The organism is Sediminibacter sp. Hel_I_10 (genome assembly GCF_000688335.1).
Classification (GTDB): Bacteria; Bacteroidota; Bacteroidia; order Flavobacteriales; family Flavobacteriaceae; genus Psychroserpens.
This window is the reverse complement of record NZ_JHZX01000001.1, coordinates 1,350,668-1,373,734: the sequence shown is the minus strand read 5'-3', so window position 1 is coordinate 1,373,734 and position 23,067 is coordinate 1,350,668. Positions and strand designations below refer to the sequence as shown.

The following is a 23,067-nucleotide window of genomic DNA, read 5'->3' as shown; positions in this document are numbered from 1 at the left end:
AGATCTTTTCTATTATAACTGTTTTAAGATTTGACCAGGTCATTCACTAAAAGGTGCTTTTCTAAAAAAACTCAAATAATTTGTAAGAATCATGAAAAAGATATTATTCATTTTATTCACTATTGTTTCAGGCAACCTTGTTTCTCAAGAAACGATTGGTTTAGTTCTTAATCAGGAATCAACGAGCCAATCTGATGGCTATACGTTATTTAAACCTTCTTCTGATAATAGGATTTTTCTAATAAATAATTGTGGAGAGGTAGTAAATCAATGGAATTTTTTTGGTCAAGATAGCAGAAACGCTTATTTATTGGAGAACGGAAACCTGTTATCTAGCAATGGTTTTTATGCAGAATTGAGAGATTGGCAAAATAATGTAATTTGGACTATTGATTATCAGGCCGTTTTTGGTTTTCGTATACATCATGACATAGAGCCTTTACCAAATGGTAATTTCTTGGTGTTAGTTAGAGATCAGTATACCAATAGCGAAATGTTCGCTCAAGGATTGGACACATCATATCCTGACGAAGGCCTATTATTGGAGAAAATTTTAGAAATAGAGCCAGTTGGTACTGACTCTGGAAACATTGTTTGGGAATGGAAACTTATAGACCATATAGTTCAAGAATTTGATAACACAAAGCCTAATTATGGAATAGTTGCTGACAACCCGCAATTATTAGATATAAATTATGAAGAAGGACATGGGTCCAATCCCATACATGCAAACGCGATTGACTATAATGAGGATTTAGATCAAATAGCGGTCTCAGCAAGACATCTTAGTGAAGTATTTATTATAGATCATAGTACTTCTACAGCCCAAGCATCAACTCATGCAGGCGGAACTTACGGACATGGTGGAGATTTTTTATGGAGATGGGGAAATCCGCAAGTTTACGACAGCGGAACATCGGCAGATAAAAAACTGGGTAGACAGCATGACATTAAATGGATTACCGAAGGTCCTCATCAAGGTAAGATGTCGGTATTTAGCAATGATGGTTATGGATCAAACCAAACAGCTTCCTCAATTCATATTATAGATCAGAATGATACTGATGGTGTTTACAATCTTAGTTCTGGTAAATTCCTTCCCGAGGATTACTTTTGGTCCTGGGATGGTGACATCATGGGCGAAGTTATGCATGGAGGAGCCCAATGCGGCGTTCATATTATGGCCAACGGAAACGCTTTAATTAATGAATCAGATATTGGAAGGATTACAGAAATTGATAACTCAGGTAATGTCATATGGGTCTATATAATACCTGCAGCTAATAATTCTATATTTGATCAATTTACTCAGCCTTTGGGAAATGGATCTTTTAGGGCTCATAGGTTTTCTGAGAGTTTTGTAGCTTTTGAAAACGTTTCTTTAGAAACTAATAATTCCGGGATTATAGAAAATATGAATTCTATTTCCGAAAGTTGTTCTGAAGTTCTATCCTTTGATTCGTATGATTTAGCAGACTTGACTTTTTATCCAAATCCCACTAAAGGTTATGTGAAATTTACATTTAAAGATAGAATAGATAGAATTGAGGTTTGCGACTTAACAGGTAAAGTTTTACTGAGAAATTTTAATGCAGACTTTTTGAACTTGGAAAATCTAGACAACGGTATTTATTTCGTGCGTGTTTTTGCAAAGGGCAAAGAAAATGTTGTGAAAATACTTAAAAACTGAGGTGTAAGATGAATTTCATACGGTCTCAGTCATAGAAACCTAGAAGTTGCCAATGTTTTTGGTAATTTTAATTTCACTCAGATTTATTAAAAATCTAATAATAGAATTTCTAAAATATCTATATTTTAAATAGAGAACTACTGCTATGTCTTCATTGATTTTTGGCAGATTATTTTCTCATTAGTTCTGCCGCTATAAAAAGCCAATTCGAATGAACGTGTTTTTTATGGCTTTTCAATAATCGAATATTTTTTTGGATTAATAATTCTTTCATAAGCTTATTTGGTAAAAATTTATAACGCTATTAAAGATTCCGATTTTTAGAAATTGTTAGCTTTATTATTGTTCCTATTTGAAATTCCAACGGATGTTATATGCCATTAAACTTCCATAGTACTGTTTGAAAATAATTTTTTTTACGTGTTATACTACTACGAAAAGATATCTTCTTCAGTTTGCTTTATAAAACCGGTTCAATTCACAAATTGAATTAAACGTATCGCGTTGGTAGTTATTAAATATGTAATTTTATCGCTTTATTAGTAAAATACAATGCGAAACTTTAGCCTATTTATTTTAATTGCATTTTCACATATCGCTTTCGGACAAGTTCTGGAAAGGTCCGACGGTACTGGTAAATCCAAATCAAAGTCCGACTCAACTATAAACAAAAAAGAAAAGAGTAGCCCAAAAGACTCTATAAGCATATTTGATTATAAGATTATAACTTCTCAAAGGGATACCATCTATGTGGATACCTCTTTAACAATTCAAAAGGAATACAAATTCAATTACCTGAGAAGAGACGAATTCGGTCTTATTCCTTTCGCAAACGTTGGGCAAACTTACAATTCCTTAAAGCCAAGGTCTCTTACCAGTGGTATCTTGCCTAATTTTGGGGCAAGGGCAAGACATTATAATTATTTGGAAGAGGGAGATATCAACTATTATCATGTACCCACACCATTAACAGAATTGTTTTTTAAGACGGTCTTCGAACAGGGGCAGGTATTAGATGCTTTTTTTACGGTAAATACGTCTAAGCAATTTAATATGTCTATTGCCTATAAGGGATTAAGATCTTTAGGAAACTACCAACATACATTGACTAGTACGGGTAACCTCAGGATAACCTCAAACTACACAAGTAAAAATAACAGATATCAATTAAGAGCTCATATCACATTTCAGGATCTACTCAATGAAGAAAATGGAGGACTGACCGCTGAAGGTGTCGCCAATTTTACGTCAGGTAATGAGGATTTTCTAGATAGAGCTGTGTTTGACCCTAAATTTGATAATGCCCAAAGCATTCTTGATGGTAGAAGGTTTTACTTAGATCAATCTTACGCTGTCACATCGCCAAACGATTCTTTAGCAAATTCAATTAAAATCAAAGCAACGGTTTCTTTTGAGGATAAAGATTTTCAATTCGATCAAACTGCCCAATATAATGACTTATTTGGACCAGCTTTTAGTAATCGAATAAGAGATAAAGTATCGCTTCAGGATTTTAATTCTCGTTTAGGGGCAGAATTAAAAAACGATTTAGGTGAATTTTCTTTTGGTGGCAGTTATTCTAATTTTAATTACGGTTATGATTTTGCCACGATCTTAAATGACCAGGTGATTTTGAATAGAATTGTTGGAAATACGGTTGGATTATATGGCGGCTATAAAAAAACAATAAACCGTTTGAAATTTCAGGCTAATTTAGAAACCATTGTTACAGGAGATTTCGACGGATATCGTTTTAATGGTGGCGTTTCTTATATATTGAATGAAACTACTTATGTAAAAGCAGATATGGATTTTAAATCTACTGCAGCTAATTACAATTTGCTTTTAAATCAAAGTCGCTATCTAAATTACAATTGGTATAATCGAGATAGATTTGAAAATGAAAATCTAAACCAATTAAAATTTGAATTACATTCTGAAAAGCTTTTCAATGCATCTTTAGTCTATAACACCATAGATAATTATTCCTTTTTTGGGTATTCGGAAACTTTAGAGGGTGTAAAGCCGTTCCAGGCGAATGATCCTGTGAGCTATTACGGCATTACTATAGATAAGGAGATTAAAGTTGGTAAATTCGCTTTAGACAATAAGCTATTGTACCAAAAAGTTGTGAAAGGGGAAGGAGTACTTAACGTTCCTGATTTTGTGATTCGAAATAGTCTGTATTATTCTAATGCATTTTTCAAGAACAATGCCTTGTCCCTTCAAACCGGATTTATATTTAATTATTTCTCAAACTATTTTGCAGATGGTTATGACCCATTGTTGGCAGAGTTCTATACTCAAAACAGCGTCGAGATCGGAAATTTTCCAAGGCTAGACTTTTTTCTGAATGCAAAAGTGAGACAGACCAGAATATATCTTAAAGCAGAACATCTCAATGCGGCCATTACAGGCTATAACTATTTTTCTGCACCAGATTATCCCTATAGAGACTTTAATATTCGCTTTGGTCTGGTGTGGAACTTCTTTCTTTAGAGATGTTCTAACCATAGAGATGATCTAATAAGACCGAAGGTTGGTTTTATGGTTTCCCATCTTTCCTGTTTTATCTGTTAGAGATATCATAGTTCTATACATGACGAAGTCAACATAATATATATTACACAATAAATACGACACGATATATATGATTGCTTATATATGTTTTAGACTGTATAGGATGTATCCTATATATAGATGTATTTAAGGGAAAGCTTGTTTTGGGTATGATTTAGGTGTTTTGGGGTTAGGTTAAGGTTAAGGGTCGGTAAATTTAAAACGTAAGTTATTGTATTATAGAGTTTAGAAAAAAACTTCAAAAAAAGGTTTAATAAAGTTTGGTTGTAAAAAGAAAAGGGTGGTATATTTGCACCCGCCAAACGCATCAGCTAAGGCGCAACGTTCACGGTTTTTTTAGCGGATTAAAAGGGTTAGAAAAATAAAATAAAAAAAACTTCAAAAAAGTTTGCCGGGTTCGAAAAAGGGTTTTATATTTGCACCCGCTTAGCACACATAGTGCGCTAACAAAGAAAAAGAAAGTTCATTAACATATTGAATTGACAGCGTAAAATGAGAGATTGTTGGAAACGGCATCTCTCGAAAAGAACAAACCATTTTGAGTACTGAACACCATTCCTTGGTCGTCTAGAAGTTATTTAAGATTAGACGATGAAGAGTTTGATCCTGGCTCAGGATGAACGCTAGCGGCAGGCCTAACACATGCAAGTCGAGGGGTAACAGGGAGCTTGCTCCGCTGACGACCGGCGCACGGGTGCGTAACGCGTATGCAACCTACCTTTTACAGGGGAATAGCCCAGAGAAATTTGGATTAATGCCCCATAGTGACCCTTGGTCGATTGGCCTGGGGGTCTAAAGATTTATCGGTAAAAGATGGGCATGCGTTCTATTAGCTAGATGGTGTGGTAACGGCACACCATGGCTACGATAGATAGGGGCCCTGAGAGGGGGATCCCCCACACTGGTACTGAGACACGGACCAGACTCCTACGGGAGGCAGCAGTGAGGAATATTGGACAATGGAGGCAACTCTGATCCAGCCATGCCGCGTGCAGGAAGACGGCCCTATGGGTTGTAAACTGCTTTTATACGGGAAGAAACCCGCCCACGTGTGGGCGGCTGACGGTACCGTAAGAATAAGGATCGGCTAACTCCGTGCCAGCAGCCGCGGTAATACGGAGGATCCAAGCGTTATCCGGAATCATTGGGTTTAAAGGGTCCGTAGGTGGATTGTTAAGTCAGGGGTGAAAGTCTGCGGCTCAACCGTAGAATTGCCCTTGATACTGGCGATCTTGAGTCATTGTGAAGTAGCTAGAATATGTAGTGTAGCGGTGAAATGCATAGATATTACATAGAATACCGATTGCGAAGGCAGGTTACTAACAATGTACTGACACTGATGGACGAAAGCGTGGGTAGCGAACAGGATTAGATACCCTGGTAGTCCACGCCGTAAACGATGGTCACTAGCTGTCCGGACTTAGGTCTGGGTGGCTAAGCGAAAGTGATAAGTGACCCACCTGGGGAGTACGTTCGCAAGAATGAAACTCAAAGGAATTGACGGGGGCCCGCACAAGCGGTGGAGCATGTGGTTTAATTCGATGATACGCGAGGAACCTTACCAGGGCTTAAATGTAAGTTGCATTAGCTAGAGATAGCTATTTCTTCGGACCACTTACAAGGTGCTGCATGGTTGTCGTCAGCTCGTGCCGTGAGGTGTCAGGTTAAGTCCTATAACGAGCGCAACCCCTGTTGTTAGTTGCCAGCGAGTAATGTCGGGAACTCTAGCAAGACTGCCGGTGCAAACCGCGAGGAAGGTGGGGATGACGTCAAATCATCACGGCCCTTACGTCCTGGGCTACACACGTGCTACAATGGTAGGGACAGAGAGCAGCCACTGGGCGACCAGGAGCGAATCTATAAACCCTATCACAGTTCGGATCGGAGTCTGCAACTCGACTCCGTGAAGCTGGAATCGCTAGTAATCGCATATCAGCCATGATGCGGTGAATACGTTCCCGGGCCTTGTACACACCGCCCGTCAAGCCATGGAAGCTGGGAGTGCCTGAAGTCCGTCACCGCAAGGAGCGGCCTAGGGTAAAATCGGTAACTAGGGCTAAGTCGTAACAAGGTAGCCGTACCGGAAGGTGCGGCTGGAACACCTCCTTTCTAGAGAAAGGACGGCCTTGGAGTGGCAAAATGGAAAGAGATCGTTTGTTCTTTTGCTGTCGATTTAATTTTTAAGATAAACAAGTAGAGTCTCATAGCTCAGCTGGTTAGAGCGCTACACTGATAATGTAGAGGTCGGCAGTTCGAGTCTGCCTGAGACTACAAAGCAAGCTTGTCTTGTGGTTCAAGGTCTCGATGTTATATCGGGGATTTTGAAACGTTCATTACAGATTGAAAGGAAATTTTAGAAGTTGGGTATCCCAAGTTGACGTATAGGTCATCAATTAACTGATAACTGTTAACTGATAGCCGACAACTGAAACAAAAATGGGGGATTAGCTCAGCTGGCTAGAGCGCCTGCCTTGCACGCAGGAGGTCATCGGTTCGACTCCGATATTCTCCACCAAAGTGCCCATTTATTTGGGTGTTGCCTAGAGAGCGCTGTCAATTTTATTGAAAGTGGCCCAAAAGGGACGTACAGATGATCTGTACACTGTAAAGTTCATTGACATATTGAAGAAAGATACATGAAAACGGACACGTCCTTCGGGACGTGCCAACGAAGACCGCAATGGGGACGCGAGCTCCCGTTGCGGTCGACAAACTCATTAGAAAAGACAAATAGCACAACAAGCTAAATAAGAGCGTATGGGGAATGCCTAGGCTCTCAGAGGCGATGAAGGACGCGATAAGCTGCGAAAAGCTGCGGGGATTGGCACATACAAGTTGATCCGCAGGTATCCGAATGGGGCAACCCACTATATTGAAGATATAGTATCCGCAAGGAGGCAAACCCGGGGAACTGAAACATCTAAGTACCCGGAGGAGAAGAAAACAATAGTGATTCCGAGAGTAGCGGCGAGCGAAATCGGACCAGCCCAAACCAGTACCGTTACGGCGGTGCCGGGGTTGTAGGGCCACGACATTTGAGCATGATCGAACCGGAAGCCACTGGAAAGTGGTGCCATAGCGGGTGATAGCCCCGTACGGGAAAGAGATTGTAAGATAGTGGTACCCTGAGTAGCGCGGGACACGAGTAATCCTGTGTGAATCAGTCGGGACCATCCGACAAGGCTAAATACTCCTGAGAGACCGATAGTGAACCAGTACCGTGAGGGAAAGGTGAAAAGAACCGTGAATAACGGAGTGAAAAAGATCCTGAAACCATACGCTTACAAGCGGTCGGAGCCCTTCGGGGTGACGGCGTGCCTTTTGCATAATGAGCCTACGAGTTACCGTTGCCAGCAAGGTTAAGGACTTCAGGTCCGCAGCCGTAGCGAAAGCGAGTCTGAATAGGGCGCTTTAGTTGGTAGTGGTAGACGCGAAACCGTGTGATCTACCCATGGGCAGGGTGAAGCTGTGGTAACACATAGTGGAGGCCCGAACCGGTTGACGTTGAAAAGTCTTCGGATGACCTGTGGGTAGGGGTGAAAGGCCAATCAAACTCGGAAATAGCTCGTACTCCCCGAAATGCATTTAGGTGCAGCGTTGATTTATAGTTCTGTAGAGGTAGAGCTACTGATTGGATGCGGGGGCTTCACCGCCTACCAATTCCTGACAAACTCCGAATGCTACAGAATGTTGATCAGCAGTGAGGGCATGGGTGCTAAGGTCCATGTCCGAGAGGGAAAGAACCCAGACCATCAGCTAAGGTCCCCAAATGTATGTTAAGTTGAATAAACGAGGTTGAACTGCTTAGACAGCTAGGATGTTGGCTTGGAAGCAGCCATTCATTTAAAGAGTGCGTAACAGCTCACTAGTCGAGCGGTTCGGCATGGATAATAATCGGGCATAAACATACTACCGAAGCTATGGATTTATAATTTATTATAAGTGGTAGGGGAGCATTGTAGTGTCGTCGAAGGTGTACTGTGAGGTATGCTGGAGAAGCTACAAAAGAAAATGTAGGCATAAGTAACGATAATGCGGGCGAGAAACCCGCACACCGAAAGACCAAGGTTTCCCCGGCTATGCTAATCAGCCGGGGGTCAGTCGGGACCTAACGCGAACCCGAAAGGGGAAGTGGATGGACAACAGGTTAATATTCCTGTACCTGCCCGCGCTAAAAGCGACGGAGGCGAAAAGTTGGTGCGCACTGACGGAATAGTGCGTTGAAGCGAGTGGTAACACCGCGATAGTACACTGAGGCCACGGCCAAGGTGATAATCCAGCAAATCGACTTCCAAGAAAAGCGAGCGAGGCAGCCCGTACCCCAAACCGACACAGGTGGTTGGGATGAGAATTCTAAGGTGCTCGAGAGATTCATGGCTAAGGAACTAGGCAAAATCGGCCCGTAACTTCGGGAGAAGGGTCGCCCCGCTTCGGCGGGGCCGCAGTGAAGAGGTCCAGGCGACTGTTTATCAAAAACACAGGGCTCTGCTAAATCGAAAGATGATGTATAGGGCCTGACACCTGCCCGGTGCTGGAAGGTTAAGTGGAGGGTTTAGCTTCGGCGAAGACCTGAAATGAAGCCCCAGTAAACGGCGGCCGTAACTATAACGGTCCTAAGGTAGCGAAATTCCTTGTCGGGTAAGTTCCGACCTGCACGAATGGTGCAACGATCTGGACACTGTCTCAGCCATGAGCTCGGTGAAATTGTAGTATCGGTGAAGATGCCGGTTACCCGCAGTGGGACGAAAAGACCCCGTGAACCTTTACTATAGCTTAGTATTGGCTCTGGACAAGTAATGTGTAGGATAGGTGGGAGACTTTGAAGCGGCATCGCTAGGTGCTGTGGAGTCATTGTTGAAATACCACCCTTTGCTTGTCTGGCGTCTAACCCCAGCGATGGGGGACAGTGCTTGGTGGGTAGTTTGACTGGGGTGGTCGCCTCCAAAAGAGTAACGGAGGCTTCTAAAGGTCCCCTCAGCACGCTTGGTAACCGTGCGTAGAGTGCAATGGCATAAGGGGGCTTGACTGGGAGACATACAGGTCGATCAGGTACGAAAGTAGAGCATAGTGATCCGGTGGTTCCGCATGGAAGGGCCATCGCTCAAAGGATAAAAGGTACTCCGGGGATAACAGGCTGATCTCCCCCAAGAGCTCATATCGACGGGGGGTTTGGCACCTCGATGTCGGCTCGTCACATCCTGGGGCTGGAGAAGGTCCCAAGGGTTGGGCTGTTCGCCCATTAAAGTGGCACGCGAGCTGGGTTCAGAACGTCGTGAGACAGTTCGGTCTCTATCTACTGTGGGCGTTAGAAATTTGAGTGGACCTGACCCTAGTACGAGAGGACCGGGTTGGACGAACCTCTGGTGTACCAGTTGTTCCGCCAGGAGCATTGCTGGGTAGCTACGTTCGGAAGGGATAAGCGCTGAAAGCATATAAGCGCGAAACCCACCACAAGATGAGATTTCTTTAAAGGGCCGTGGAAGACTACCACGTTGATAGGCCGTAGGTGCAAGGGCAGTAATGTCTGTAGCCGAGCGGTACTAATAGCCCGTGGGCTTGCTGTGCGCCCGTTCTTTTCAAAACAGTGATTTATCGAACGTTTTATACATGTATATCTTTCTTCAGTATGTCAACTCATACGGTTGTGCCCCGGTAAAACGGGGCGCCTTCCGCAAAAGCCTAGGGTGGCCATTGCGACGGGGCTCACCTCTTACCATTCCGAACAGAGAAGTTAAGCCCGTCAGCGCCGATGGTACTGCGATCCAGTGGGAGAGTAGGTCGCCGCCTTTTTTCAAGTGCCCCGATGACATTATGTCGTCGGGGCATTTTTTTTTTCGCAATTTTTGAGATTGTTAAATGGCTATATAGCATTAAGAACACTTTCCTAAATTCAATACACTTCCATAAAATTGTCACGGTTTAAGACTTGATTTCTTTTTATAGATTCAATACTTCAAATTATAACCGTCTATAGATTCTATAACTTTATTTGCCTAAATTTATCTGCTTAATTAAAATTAGTGCGTTTTTTCTGCACCGCTAAATGAATTGGATATAGAATGAACAGTAATAAAGAACTAGAACTGGCTTGGGATTTTGTCAATCAAACAGATAGGCATATTTTTTTAACAGGAAAAGCTGGTACTGGTAAGACTACTTTTTTAAAACGCTTAAAGAAAGAATCACTTAAAAGAATGGTAGTTGTAGCACCTACAGGTGTTGCCGCTATTAATGCTAAAGGAGTGACGATACATTCATTTTTTCAGCTAGCTTTTGGTCCAATTCTACCAGATGGTTCTTCTAATAATGATACGGGCTTTAAGAGGAATTTCAACAAGACCAAAATCAATATTATCAAGTCTTTGGATTTACTAGTTATTGATGAAATTAGTATGGTTCGTTGTGACCTGCTTGATGGGATTGATCAAACATTACGTAGATACAGAGATCGTGGTCAAGTTTTTGGAGGTGTTCAGGTACTAATGATTGGTGATCTGCAGCAATTATCTCCAGTGGTTAGAGGAAATGAGTGGTCTATATTGAATCCATATTATGAGACGCCTTTCTTTTTTAGCAGTAGAGCCTACAAAGAGTGTGATGCACTTACTATAGAATTACAACATATTTATCGGCAAGACAACCCTACTTTTATTCAAATTTTGAATGAAATACGGACAAATTCCCTGACTTCTGTGTCGGCCGATGAATTAAACAAAAGATATCAACCCGATTTTCAACCTAAAGAGGAGGAAGGATATGTGTCTTTAACCACTCATAATTATAAAGCAAAAAGCGTCAATGCTAATGAGCTTAAAGCGCTTAATGGCACTGTTTATAATTATGAAGCTAAGATAGAAGGCAAGTTTCCTGAGTTTTCATACCCAAATGAATCAAGCCTAGAACTCAAAGTTGGGGCACAAGTGATGTTTGTTAAAAATGATACTTCAGCAGATAAACTCTATTTCAATGGGAAAATTGGAAAGGTCATACAATTGGATAAAGAAACCATTACGGTAAAATGTCCAGATGATAATTATACTATTGAAGTAACTCCAGAAACGTGGGAAAATATCAATTATACTTTAAATCCCGAAACTAAAGCGATCTCAGAACAAAAGCTAGGCTCATATATTCAAATGCCTTTAAGGCTGGCTTGGGCTATTACCATTCATAAAAGCCAGGGTTTAACTTTTGAGAGAGCTATTATTGATTCTCAAGGTGCTTTTGCTCATGGTCAAACTTATGTTGCATTAAGCCGCTGTAAATCATTAGAGGGGCTGGTGCTTCGTAATAAAATTGAGCCGAATCAAATTATTAACGATCAACACGTCAATACGTTCAATAAACAATCAGAAGATAACCAACCAGATGAACACCAATTAATTACTTCACGCGTGGTTTATCAATTAGGTCTCATTTCAGAATTATTCAATTACTATGAGTTTTTAATTCCCATAAGTAGGATTTTGGATATCTATTATAAAAATAGAAGTAGCATTAAAGGGAATCTTTCAGAGGTAATCACAGAGATTAAACTAGAGGTTACCAATTTATTAAAAGTAGCTAACGGATTTAAATTTCAATTACAGCAACTTACAGAGTCACATAGTTTGCCAGAATCTGATGAAAATATACAGGAACGTTTCAGAAAAGCTATATCCTATTTTGATGTAGAAACAGAAAAAAACATAACAGGGCCTTTTGAGTCTATTGTATTTACAACAGATAACAAAGCTGTTCAAACCGATCTTAAAAAACATTTGGAAACATTTGAAGTACAATTAAAATTGAAGCAGCTGTTTTTTAAGAAATTGATTAACGGATTTAAAGTGACACAATATTTAGCCTTGCGAGCTAGTGGGAAAATTGAGATTAGCGAACAGAAGCAAAAATCAAAGCCTAAAAAAGTTAATATTGTTGGGACAAGTCATGTTGATTTGTTTGAACGTTTACGTGTTTTTCGTAACGATACTGCTGAGGAGTTAGATCTGATCCATTACCAAATATTTTCTCAAAAATCGCTGTATGAGATGTGTGAACTATTACCAACTACAAAGGGGCAACTCGTTAAGATAAATGGTTTTGGAAAGGTGAGAGTTAAAAAATACGGTGAAGAGATTTTAGATATTATTACATCCTATTGTCGCGAAAATGATATTGATGTGGTCAACGGTACCGACGATGACGTTTATGAAGCCGAAAGCACAAAAAAAACAAAGCAAGCTTCTAATCTCATTTCCTTAGACTTATTTACAGGAGGAAAATCTCTAGAAGAAATAGCTGAAGAAAGGGGACTTGCCGTCAACACTATATTTGGTCACTTGGCTAGTTTTGTGGAAACAGGAGAGGTAAAGCCTACGGATTTAGTATCTGAAGCGCATTTTAAGGAACTTCAAAATTTAATTCCGAAATACAAATTTGACTCGCTTTCAGAGCTTAAAAGTCAATTAGATGATAAATATTCTTATCACGAGATTCGGATTGTCTTAAAAGAAATAGCTCAATAACTATTAAAAAGCAAAAAGACGTCATTAGTATGACGTCTTTTTTTTATTTATCAGAAAAAAATATTTAAAGTTTTATCCGTTAATCACACCTCGAGAAATTACGATTTTTTGAATTTCAGAAGTTCCCTCGTAAATCTGGGTGATTTTGGCATCACGCATCAAGCGCTCAACATGATATTCCTTAACAAAACCATTACCACCGTGAATTTGAACGGCTTCAACAGACTGTTCCATGGCCACTTTTGAAGCATATAACTTTGCCATCGCACTTGCCATATCATAGTTGTGACCCTGATCTTTTTCCCAGGCTGCTTTCATCACTAAAAGTCTAGCCGCCTCTATTTCGGTATACATGTCTGCCAATTTAAAAGCTATGGCTTGATGATTACAGATTTCAGTACCAAAGGCCTTTCTTTCTTTCGAATATTTTAAAGCCAATTCATAAGCTCCAGAAGCAATACCTAAAGCTTGTGCTGCAATACCAATTCTACCGCCGGATAGTGTTTTCATTGCGAATTTAAACCCGAATCCATCAGCACCAATCCTATTTTCTTTAGGCACTTTGACATCATTGAACTGAAGGGTGTGGGTGTCACTACCACGAATTCCCAATTTATCTTCCTTAGGTCCAATACTAAAACCTTCTAATCCTTTTTCAACAATAAAAGCATTAATACCATGATGGCCTTTACTTCTATCGGTTTGGGCAATAACTAAATAAACGTCACTTCGCCCTCCATTGGTAATCCAGTTTTTAGTACCGTTAATGACGTAATGGTCACCTTTGTCAATGGCAGTGGTGGCTTGTGATGTTGCATCACTTCCTGCTTCTGGCTCACTAAGACAGAAGGCACCAACAAATTCTCCAGTGCATAATTTGGTTAAGTATTTTTGTTTTTGTTCTTCAGAGCCGTACGTTTCTATACCGTAACAAACTAAAGAGTTATTTACAGATACAATGACAGAAGCTGAAGCATCAATTTTTGATAATTCTTCCATAACCAATACGTAAGAGATGGCATCCATACCACTTCCGCCGTACTTTGGATCGGTCATGATACCCATAAAACCAAGATCTCCCATTTTTTTTACCAATTCTTGAGGAAATACTTGTTTTTCGTCACGTTCTATGACACCAGGTAAAAGTTCGGTTTGAGCAAAATCACGAGCGGCATCTCGTATCAGTTTATGTTCTTCTGTAAGGCTAAAATCCATGTTACGTTATTAATTTGATAAAAATAGACTGCAAAGATAACGGTTTAATGTCTTTTTTTCAACAGGAATACATAATTTTACATGATATGATAAAATCAGATTATAAGGTCATTGGTGTGATGTCTGGGACGTCATTAGACGGCATAGATTTAGCTTATATCACATTCCGTTTTGCAGATAAGGTTGGGTTTGAAATTCAGCATGCAGAGACTGTTGCTTATAGTAACACTTGGCGAAAGCAACTTTCTAAGTTAACAGAGATGGAACTTGATGATCTTAAACGATTAGATAATTCTTACACAGTTTATCTTTCCGAGGTGATCAATAATTTTATTAAAACACATCGTCTTGATGATGTTGATGCGATATGTTCTCATGGGCATACGGCGCTTCATCGACCACAGGATGGATTGACCTATCAAATAGGTAATTTACCGGTTTTAGCGGAGTTGACTAATCATAAAGTAGTTTGTGATTTTAGGGTTCAAGATGTAAAACTTGGAGGGCAAGGCGCACCTTTGGTACCTATTGGAGACCAATTGTTGTTTTCCAACTATGATTATTGTATTAATCTCGGTGGTTTTGCTAATATTTCTTTTGAAGAGGAAGGTCTACGGATTGCTTATGATATCTGTCCCGTAAATACCGTGCTCAATTATTATGCAGAATTATTAGGAGAGAGCTATGATGCTGAAGGTAAAATAGCGGCTTCTGGAAAAGTAGATCAAACGCTGTTACAGCAATTGAATGAATTGCCGTTTTACAAGATGAGTTCGCCAAAGTCTCTAGGTTTAGAATGGGTAAAACATACGGTTTTGCCAATTATAGATACTTTTGACTTAGCTATCCCAGATGTTATTGCGACATTTACAGAACACGTAGCAGTACAAATTGCTGCAGTGGTGCATAAAGATTCAAAGATTTTATGTACCGGCGGCGGCACCTACAATACGTATTTATTATCTCGAATTGAGCACTTGAAAGACATTGAAATAACACACACAAAAAAGAATCTGATTGAATTTAAGGAAGCTCTAATTTTTGGTCTTTTAGGAGTTCTTAAACTACGAGATGCAATTAATTGTTTGGCAAGTGTTACTGGAGCTTGCCATGACCATAGTTCTGGCGAAATTTATAATCCGTAAAAATATCGTAAAATTAATATTTAGCGATTTTTAGTTTTTTATATTTGTTTCAGAATAAACTACTCTATGAACAATATATTTTCCCATTCTATTAATATACTTTTTAACAAGAACATGCTACTGTTAGCTAACAAACTAGAATTCAATATTTTTAGATGAAAGATTTACTTCAAAAGTACGAGGAAAAGACACCAGAAATCATATTTAATTGGAAAGATCCCGAAACAGAAGCAGAGGGCTGGACAGTTATTAACTCTTTACGTGGAGGTGCTGCCGGTGGCGGAACTAGAATGCGAAAAGGCTTAGATATCAATGAAGTCTTGTCTTTGGCCAAAACCATGGAGGTTAAATTTACTGTTTCAGGTCCAGCTATTGGTGGTGCTAAATCAGGTATTAATTTTGACCCTAATGATCCAAGAAAGAAAGGGGTTTTAGAGCGCTGGTATGCCGCGGTATCGCCATTGCTTAAAAGTTACTACGGTACAGGAGGAGACCTTAATGTAGATGAAATTCATGAAGTGATCCCTATTACTGAACAAAGTGGTGTTTGGCATCCACAAGAAGGGGTGTTTGAAGGTCACTTTAGACCCACTCAAGCAGATAAAATTAATAGAATTGGCCAGCTAAGACATGGTGTAATTAAGGTTATAGAAAACCCAAAATATTCACCAAACGTGTCTAGAAAATATACCATTGCCGATATGATAACTGGTTTTGGCGTAGCAGAAGCAGCTAAGCATTTTTATGATATCCATGGCGATTCCATTGTTGGAAAACGTGCTATTGTTCAAGGATTTGGTAATGTTGGTGCCGCAGCTGCATTTTATTTAGCACAAATGGGCGCTAAAGTTGTAGGAATCATCGATATTGCTGGTGGTTTAATTAATGAGGAGGGTTTTACTTTTAATGAAATCACAGACCTTTATCTTAATAAAGTAGGCAATACCCTGGCAAGTGATCACCTCATTCCTTTTTCTGAAATCAACGAAAAAATCTGGTCTTTAGAAACAGAAGTGTTTGCACCATGTGCCGCTTCTCGTTTAGTGACGCAAGACCAAATTGACCAAATGATTGAAACTGGTCTTGAAGTCGTGTCTTGTGGAGCTAATGTGCCTTTTGCAGATAAAGAAATTTTCTTTGGAAGTATTATGGAACACACTGACCAAAAGGTGAGCTTAATTCCCGACTTTATCTCTAATTGTGGGATGGCTCGAGTGTTTGCTTACTTCATGGAACGTAAAGTACAAATGACCGATGAGGCTATTTTTAGCGACACTTCAGAAATTATAAGAAAAGCCTTAGAGAAGGTTTACGAAAAAAATAATAATAAAACAGGCGTTAGTGCAACAGCATTTGAAATTGCGCTAAGTCAATTGATATAAACACATTATTATGGAAACCATTATAATCATTGTATTCGTCATAGGATATCTAGCGATTACCGTCGAACACAGCATAAAAATAGATAAATTAATTCCAGCCTTGGTCATGATGGCCATAAGTTGGGCGCTCATATCACTAGGGATTGACGGCTTTACGCAATGGTTTGATTCTGGAAACCATAACCTGATTGAAGACTTTGGCACATTTGCTCATGAGGTCAAGATGGAGCAAATGGAAGAGACCCTATTACACCACCTTGGTAAAACCGCAGAGATTTTGGTGTTCTTATTGGGAGCGATGACTATTGTTGAGATCATTGATTATTTCGACGGGTTCTCTACAATAAAGAACTTTATTAAAACCAAAAGCAAAAAGCGTATTTTATGGCTTTTCGGTTTTTTAGCTTTCTTTCTATCAGCTATTATTGACAATCTTACCGCAACCATAGTACTCATTTCTATATTACAAAAATTAGTGTATGATAGAGACATCAGAATATGGTACGCGGGCCTTATAATTATTGCCGCCAATGCGGGTGGAGCATGGTCTCCAATTGGAGACGTTACCACAACGATGCTGTGGATTGGTAATAAAGTGACCACAGGACACTTGTTTGTGTACCTTTTTCTCCCTTCGCTTATCTGTATGCTCGTGCCATTTTTTATAGCCTCATTTCTACCTGTGTTTAAGGGCAAATTACCCGAAAATACAGATGACAGAGCAGATGAGCCTAAAAACAAATTTAGCTCTACAATGTTATATTTAGGTTTAGGTGGTATTGTCTCAGTACCTGTATTTAAAACAGTGACGCACCTTCCGCCATATGTTGGGATGATGTTGGCCTTAGGTATCGTGGCTATTTTTGCTGAAATTTATAGTAACTCTAAGTTTAGCATGTCAAGTCAAGATTCCGAAGAGAGTGACGCACACGCCTCACATAGCCCAGTACATCATTCGTTATCTAAAATTGAGCTACCAAGTATCTTATTCTTTCTCGGTATTTTAATGGCTGTTGCTGCTTTAGAATCTTTAGGTATTCTATTTAACTTTGCAGGATCCTTACAAGAAAATATGCCCATGTTAGGGACAGAGCTTCATGGAGAAGGTGTGTCTGATCTTGTGATCTTGTTGCTAGGTGTTGGTTCGGCGGTTATTGATAATGTACCATTGGTTGCGGCAAGTTTAGGGATGTTCTCATTGCCAACAGATAATGAATTATGGCATTTTATTGCTTATTCTGCAGGTACTGGGGGTAGTATGTTGATCATTGGTTCTGCTGCAGGTGTTGTGGCTATGGGAATGGAGAAGATAGACTTTTTCTGGTATCTCAAAAAAATCTCTTGGTTGGCATTAATTGGCTTTTTAGCAGGTGCAATTGCCTTTATGTTTACGAGAACTATATTTTAAACCGTATACTTTCTTCGGAATTTATACGTTAACTCACTAATTGAATCCAATCTTAACCGATAGTTTATGTTATTACTCAGTAATATGCAAGATGGGGCAGAGCTTATTCCAGAACAAGAATCTGTAGAAAAAAGCCTCTCTGTTATAGAATTAATTAGCAGTGGAGGAAGCGCCGGAATCATTATCATGCTCTTGCTTTTTCTACTTTTAATTGCCGCAATTTATATATATTTCGAGCGACTCTTTGCCATAAAGGCGGCATCAAAAATTGATGGGAATTTTATGAATCAAATCAAGGATCATGTTTCTAACGGAAAGATTGATTCTGCTCAAATGTTATGCGCTCAAGTCAACTCTCCAGTATCGCGACTAATCAATAAGGGGATAACCCGCATTGGTAAGCCTTTAGAAGACATCAATACAGCAATAGAAAATGCAGGTAGATTAGAAGTTTATAGCCTAGAAAAGAATGTAAGTGTACTTGCTACTATTTCTGGAGTTGCTCCAATGATTGGATTTTTAGGGACTGTAATTGGGATGATATTATCCATTTTTGAAATCGCTAATTCTGGTGGGCAAATTGATATCAAACAATTATCTGATGGATTGTACACGGCGATGACCACAACCGTGGGAGGTCTTATCGTTGGTATTGTTGCCTACATGGCCTATAACCATTTAGTGGTCAAGACCGATAAGGTTATTTATCAAATGGAAGCTAACTCGCTTGAGTTTTTAGATCATTTAAATGAGCCTATTTAATGAAGATTAGAGGACGAAATAAGGTCACGCCAGAGTTCAATATGTCATCAATGACAGATATTGTGTTCCTGCTATTGATATTTTTTATGTTGGCCTCAACCTTGGTTACCACAAATGCTATAGATATTCTTTTACCAAAAGCAGATGGAAAAACTGAAAACAAACAATCCATTGCGGTCAGTATCACTAAAGATCTCAATTACTATATAGATCAAAAACTGGTTGGTCAAAGTGTTCTAGAGAACGAGTTAGTGAGTGTATTATCGCAACAAGATCAACCTACTATTGTATTGCGTGCAGAAAAATCTGTACCGGTTGAGAATGTTGTAAAGGTTATGGATATCGCTAACCGTAATAAATTTAAAGTGATTTTAGCGGTAAAGCCTAATGATTAGGTTTTCTGGAATAGAACTTGTATTGCAACACCCATGAAATATTTAGAAACCAAACACGAACGTAACTCTGCGAAGATCACCACACTTATTGTGTTGATTTTGGTGTTGTTGTTATTTGTGGTTGGTGCTCCTTATATGGATCCTCCAGAAGAGTACGGTGTAGCCGTTAATTTCGGTAATTCTGATGTAGGCAGCGGAAATATTCAACCTTTAAAACCGGTGAAGTCTGAGGTTAGAGAGCAAGCCAAAGAGCCTCAGATTGAGAAAACTAAAGTTGAAGAATCAAAAGCGCAGCCCACAAAATCTGAATCTCCTGCTGAAAAAGTGCTTACGGCAGACAACGCAGAAGTGATTGCCATGAAAAAGCAAAAAGACGCGGCAGATGCAAAGAGCAGAGCAGAAGCAGAGGCTAAAGCAAAAGCAGAGCGTGTTGAGCAGGAAAAGAAAGCTGCGGAAGAGAAAAAGCGCCAAGCGGAAGAAGCTAAAAAGAAAAAATTAGATGCCTTAATTGGTGGCGTTAAAAAATCAGAAGGAACCGAGACCGGTGGCGAAGGCCCTGGAGATGGCCCTGGAGATAAAGGTCAATTAGATGGAAATCCATATGCTCCTAGTTATTTTGGAGGTTCTGGACCTGGAAAAGGAGGCGTTGGTTCTGGTCTTGGAGGACGAGGTGGTGCCACTAAAAAAATATTCAAGCAAGATTGTAACGAAACTGGATTAGTTGTGGTTAGAATTGTTGTCAATAGAAGTGGTAGTGTTGTTGAAGCGCAACCTGGTATTAAAGGCACGACCAATACAAACCCTTGCCTATTAGAGCCTGCTAAAAAAATTGCATTATCTCATAAATGGCCTGCCGATGCTAATGCTCCAGATCGTCAAATAGGATTTGTTAGTATTAATTTTGATGTAAGTCAGTAACATGAACTATCAAGATACGGTAAGTTGGATGTTCCAACAATTGCCCATGTACCAAAATCAGGGTAAGACGGCCTTCAAAAAAGATTTAACGAATACGCTTAAGTTAGCCGAACACCTCGGTAATCCCCATCAGAAATTTAAATCGATACATGTAGCCGGTACTAACGGAAAGGGTTCTGTGAGTCACGCCCTGTCATCTGTATTACAAGAAGCTGGTTATAAAGTAGGTCTTTATACGTCACCGCACCTTAAGGATTTTAGAGAACGAATTAAAATAGACGGAATAGAGGTCAGTGAGCGCTTTGTAATAGACTTTATTGCTAGTAATAAAGATTTTCTCGAGACACAGTCCTTGTCATTTTTTGAAATGACCGTGGGGATGGCTTTCGATTATTTTTCTAAGGAAAAGGTAGACCTCGCCATTATAGAAGTTGGTTTAGGCGGGAGATTAGATTCTACAAATATTATCACCCCTCAAGTTTCGGTCATCACCAATATTGGTTTGGATCACGTTCAATTTTTAGGGAATACTCATGAGCTCATCGCTAAAGAAAAGGCGGGTATCATAAAAACAAATGTTCCAGTGGTCATTGGCGAGACTCAAACTGAAACTTTACCTGTATTTAGAGCAGTTGCTAAAAAGCATAAAAGTGACATATTCTTTTCAGATCAATTGATCACTAAGGATTATGAAATGGATCTCAAAGGTGCTTATCAAAAGCACAATTCAAAGACAGTAGTACAAACCACGTCTGTTCTGCGTGAAGTGGGTTTTAAAATTTCCGAAGAAGAACTCAGATTGGGATTACTCAACGTTGTAAAAAACACCGGTTTCAAAGGTCGTTGGCAAACGTTAAGCGAAAAACCAAAGATTGTATGTGATACTGCGCATAATCGTGAAGGTTTAAGTTACGTCATTGAGCAACTTAAAAACGAAAAATTTGATGCCCTGCATATTGTTTTTGGAGTGGTCAACGATAAAGATTTGACTTCAATTTTACCGTTAATGCCCAAGAAGGCAAGCTATTATTTCTGCAAACCCAATATACCAAGAGGTCTCGATGCTAAAACGCTAAAGGCGACTTTTCTGAAAAATGGATTTATTGGCAATGCTTATGACAGTGTTGCTGAGGCGCTTCAGACTGCCAAGAAAAATGCTTCTAAGAATGATTTTATCTATATAGGCGGCAGTACTTTTGTTGTTGCTGAAGTTGTCTAAACTCACCTCCAATCCATCTATTTTTACATCTACTATAAATATTGCTTAGTTTATAGCTTAAGTCATATGGTGCCATTATTTGCTTGAATCAACTAATGATTCTGACTTTATAGCTTTATTTTCAGCACCTAACAAAATAATTTTATTATGAAGGAAAAAATAAAGAAAATAGCTAGAGCTGGTTATGCCTCTAAGGGCGTCGTTTATGGTCTTACAGGAATATTGGCCTTTGGTGCAGCCGCTGGATTAGGTGGTAGTTCAGAAGGTAAGGTTGGCGTATTAGAGTATTTACAAAAACAGCCCATGGGTAATGTACTTTTGGGAATTATGGGCGTGGGTTTATTATGTTATGCATTTTGGAGGTTATTTCAAAGCATAAAAGATCCTGAAAATATTGGGAGCGAAGCAAAGGACATTGCCAAACGCATTGGTTTTTTCTTTAGTGGCATCGTTTATTTAGGTTTAGGTGTTTTTGCTATTTATAAGATTATAGGGTCTCCTTCAAGCGGTGGCGGCGGAAGTAAAGCGCAGATGATTCCGACGGAATATTTACCATACATATTTTATGCTATTGCTGCAGGATTAGCTATAAAATCCATTTTTCAATTTGTAAAGGCTTATAAGGGGAACTTCTTAAGTAAATTTCAATTAGGATCTGTATCTGATGCAAAGACCGTAAAAACGATTAAATGGATGGGATATTCAGGTATGATTGCACGAGGAGTGGTTACAGGGATTGTGTCTTTTTTCTTTTATAAGGCGGCAGACACTGCGAGCACACAAAACATAAAAGGTACTTCAGAGGCTTTTAATTTTCTTAGAGAAAGTTCTGGACCATGGCTGGTTGGTTTAGTGGCATTTGGTTTGATTTGCTATGGCGGATACATGATTATAATGGCTAAATACCGTAGGTTTAAGGCTTAGATTTATCTCGCTTATATTGTTTATTAGACATAAAAAAAAGGCCCGAGTAATTACTCGAGCCTTTTTTTATTATGCAGTTGATAAACGTTTATCTAGAATAGATAACTTTAGGATTGTTCAATTCCTTTTTCAGCTCATCTGTATTTTCTAAATAATCGTATTGCGTATTAAAAACACGATCAGGCTTAGTTCCTACAATATAGTATTTCACATTCAAGTCTGGTGCGTTTAAAGACACTTGGTCAGACACTCGCATTTTTTTATCACCTATTTCTTTATCAGTTGATTCTAATTTAGCAATAACATATAAATTATTATTTGCTGCCCAAATCTCGGTGATATCAAGTTCGTGCTCCATATCGGTAACTTCAGCTTCTACCATTAAAGTACGCTCCATTTTTTCGCCAGCATCAGGCATATCTACATCTAAATAAGGAACTTCAACTTCCTCTTCTTCCATAACGATCACCACTTTTGGCACTTCTACCATCTTTGTTTTGGTACCTACGTTTACGTCGGCCCAATCAACGTCGTATTCTGGTAATTCTCCAGCTTCTGCATCAACGTCAACATCAACTTCAGGTAATTCACCTTTTTCTTCTTTCTTTACATCACAGGCCATAAATAATGAGCTCGCAATAGCAATTATAAGTAATTTCTTCATTGTAAATAATTTTTTGGTTATTAGTATAAATAAGCTCTAATGAACTTATATGTCTCGTAATGGCAATTTAACACCCAAAATTGATTAAATCGTGCTGTATCCATAGCATCATTGCCTTAATGCCCATTATGGTTGTTTATAAGCTTAATATGAGATCATTATAGCGTAAATTGGGTTTTTGGCACTGAAGCCAGCCTTGAGCACCTTTAATGGATTGAAAAAAAATCAATAAAAACGATGTTGTTTTACGTGAAAATG

The 23,067-nt window shown here is 39.3% G+C and carries 13 protein-coding genes, 2 tRNA genes and 3 rRNA genes; 16 read left to right on the top strand and 2 right to left on the bottom strand.

The features are described from left to right. The first annotated feature begins 91 nt into the window (after positions 1 to 91). From P176_RS19975 to P176_RS0106150, 8 genes are all read left to right on the top strand, one after another. Positions 92 to 1,690 (top strand): aryl-sulfate sulfotransferase, encoded by a 1,599-nt coding sequence (locus P176_RS19975; RefSeq protein WP_051605413.1) that lies wholly within the window; start codon positions 92 to 94, stop codon positions 1,688 to 1,690. Positions 1,691 to 2,242: 552 nt separating this feature from the next. Beyond that, positions 2,243 to 4,189: a putative porin gene (locus tag P176_RS0106180; RefSeq protein ID WP_026753883.1), complete on the top strand. Its 1,947-nt coding sequence runs from the start codon at positions 2,243 to 2,245 to the stop codon at positions 4,187 to 4,189. A gap of 669 nt (positions 4,190 to 4,858) precedes the next feature. Then, positions 4,859 to 6,379: ribosomal RNA gene (locus P176_RS0106175) — 16S ribosomal RNA — on the top strand. A gap of 88 nt (positions 6,380 to 6,467) precedes the next feature. Continuing rightward, positions 6,468 to 6,541: transfer RNA gene (locus tag P176_RS0106170), tRNA-Ile, on the top strand. Positions 6,542 to 6,708: 167 nt separating this feature from the next. Further along, positions 6,709 to 6,785: transfer RNA gene (locus P176_RS0106165), tRNA-Ala, on the top strand. 221 nt (positions 6,786 to 7,006) lie between these two features. Continuing rightward, a 23S ribosomal RNA gene (locus tag P176_RS0106160) occupies positions 7,007 to 9,834 on the top strand. 116 nt (positions 9,835 to 9,950) lie between these two features. Further along, positions 9,951 to 10,060: ribosomal RNA gene (gene rrf / locus P176_RS0106155) — 5S ribosomal RNA — on the top strand. The 16S, 23S and 5S rRNA genes sit together here with 2 tRNA genes alongside, the layout of an rRNA operon. Positions 10,061 to 10,329: 269 nt before the next feature. Continuing rightward, a complete protein-coding gene (locus tag P176_RS0106150) occupies positions 10,330 to 12,777 on the top strand; it encodes a helix-turn-helix domain-containing protein (protein WP_026753882.1) in 2,448 nt (815 codons plus the stop codon). Positions 12,778 to 12,849: 72 nt separating this feature from the next. Here the strand turns inward: P176_RS0106150 and P176_RS0106145 are convergent, their stop codons facing one another. Continuing rightward, complete coding sequence (locus P176_RS0106145) at positions 12,850 to 13,992, bottom strand: acyl-CoA dehydrogenase (protein ID WP_026753881.1); 1,143 nt, start codon at positions 13,990 to 13,992, stop codon at positions 12,850 to 12,852. An 86-nt stretch (positions 13,993 to 14,078) separates the two neighbouring features. On the opposite strand from P176_RS0106145, the gene P176_RS0106140 reads away from it, so the two are divergent. The 8 genes from P176_RS0106140 (at position 14,079) to P176_RS0106105 (ending at position 22,145) form a co-directional block, all read left to right on the top strand. Further along, a complete protein-coding gene (locus P176_RS0106140) occupies positions 14,079 to 15,137 on the top strand; it encodes an anhydro-N-acetylmuramic acid kinase (protein ID WP_026753880.1) in 1,059 nt (352 codons plus the stop codon). Between the two features lie 155 nt (positions 15,138 to 15,292). Next, positions 15,293 to 16,519, top strand: coding sequence for a Glu/Leu/Phe/Val dehydrogenase dimerization domain-containing protein (locus P176_RS0106135; RefSeq protein WP_026753879.1), 1,227 nt, complete (start codon positions 15,293 to 15,295; stop codon positions 16,517 to 16,519). 10 nt (positions 16,520 to 16,529) lie between these two features. Further along, positions 16,530 to 17,927, top strand: coding sequence for a sodium:proton antiporter NhaD (gene nhaD, locus P176_RS0106130; protein ID WP_026753878.1), 1,398 nt, complete (start codon positions 16,530 to 16,532; stop codon positions 17,925 to 17,927). A gap of 66 nt (positions 17,928 to 17,993) precedes the next feature. Continuing rightward, positions 17,994 to 18,689, top strand: a complete 696-nt coding sequence (locus tag P176_RS0106125) for a MotA/TolQ/ExbB proton channel family protein (protein ID WP_026753877.1) — start codon at positions 17,994 to 17,996, stop codon at positions 18,687 to 18,689. Further along, positions 18,689 to 19,084: a biopolymer transporter ExbD gene (locus P176_RS0106120; RefSeq protein WP_026753876.1), complete on the top strand. Its 396-nt coding sequence runs from the start codon at positions 18,689 to 18,691 to the stop codon at positions 19,082 to 19,084. Before P176_RS0106125 ends, P176_RS0106120 begins: the two co-directional genes overlap by 1 nt. Before the next feature lie 33 nt (positions 19,085 to 19,117). Then, entirely contained in the window at positions 19,118 to 20,002 is an 885-nt protein-coding gene (locus P176_RS0106115; protein ID WP_026753875.1) for a hypothetical protein, read from the top strand. Position 20,003: 1 nt separating this feature from the next. Continuing rightward, positions 20,004 to 21,221 (top strand): folylpolyglutamate synthase/dihydrofolate synthase family protein, encoded by a 1,218-nt coding sequence (locus P176_RS0106110; RefSeq protein ID WP_026753874.1) that lies wholly within the window; start codon positions 20,004 to 20,006, stop codon positions 21,219 to 21,221. A gap of 147 nt (positions 21,222 to 21,368) precedes the next feature. Next, on the top strand, positions 21,369 to 22,145 hold the full coding sequence (locus tag P176_RS0106105; RefSeq protein WP_026753873.1) for a DUF1206 domain-containing protein: 777 nt from the start codon (positions 21,369 to 21,371) through the stop codon (positions 22,143 to 22,145). An 88-nt stretch (positions 22,146 to 22,233) separates the two neighbouring features. On the opposite strand, the gene P176_RS0106100 is transcribed toward P176_RS0106105, so the two are convergent. After that, a complete protein-coding gene (locus P176_RS0106100; RefSeq protein WP_037348749.1) occupies positions 22,234 to 22,809 on the bottom strand; it encodes a hypothetical protein in 576 nt (191 codons plus the stop codon). Between the last annotated feature and the right edge of the window lie 258 nt (positions 22,810 to 23,067).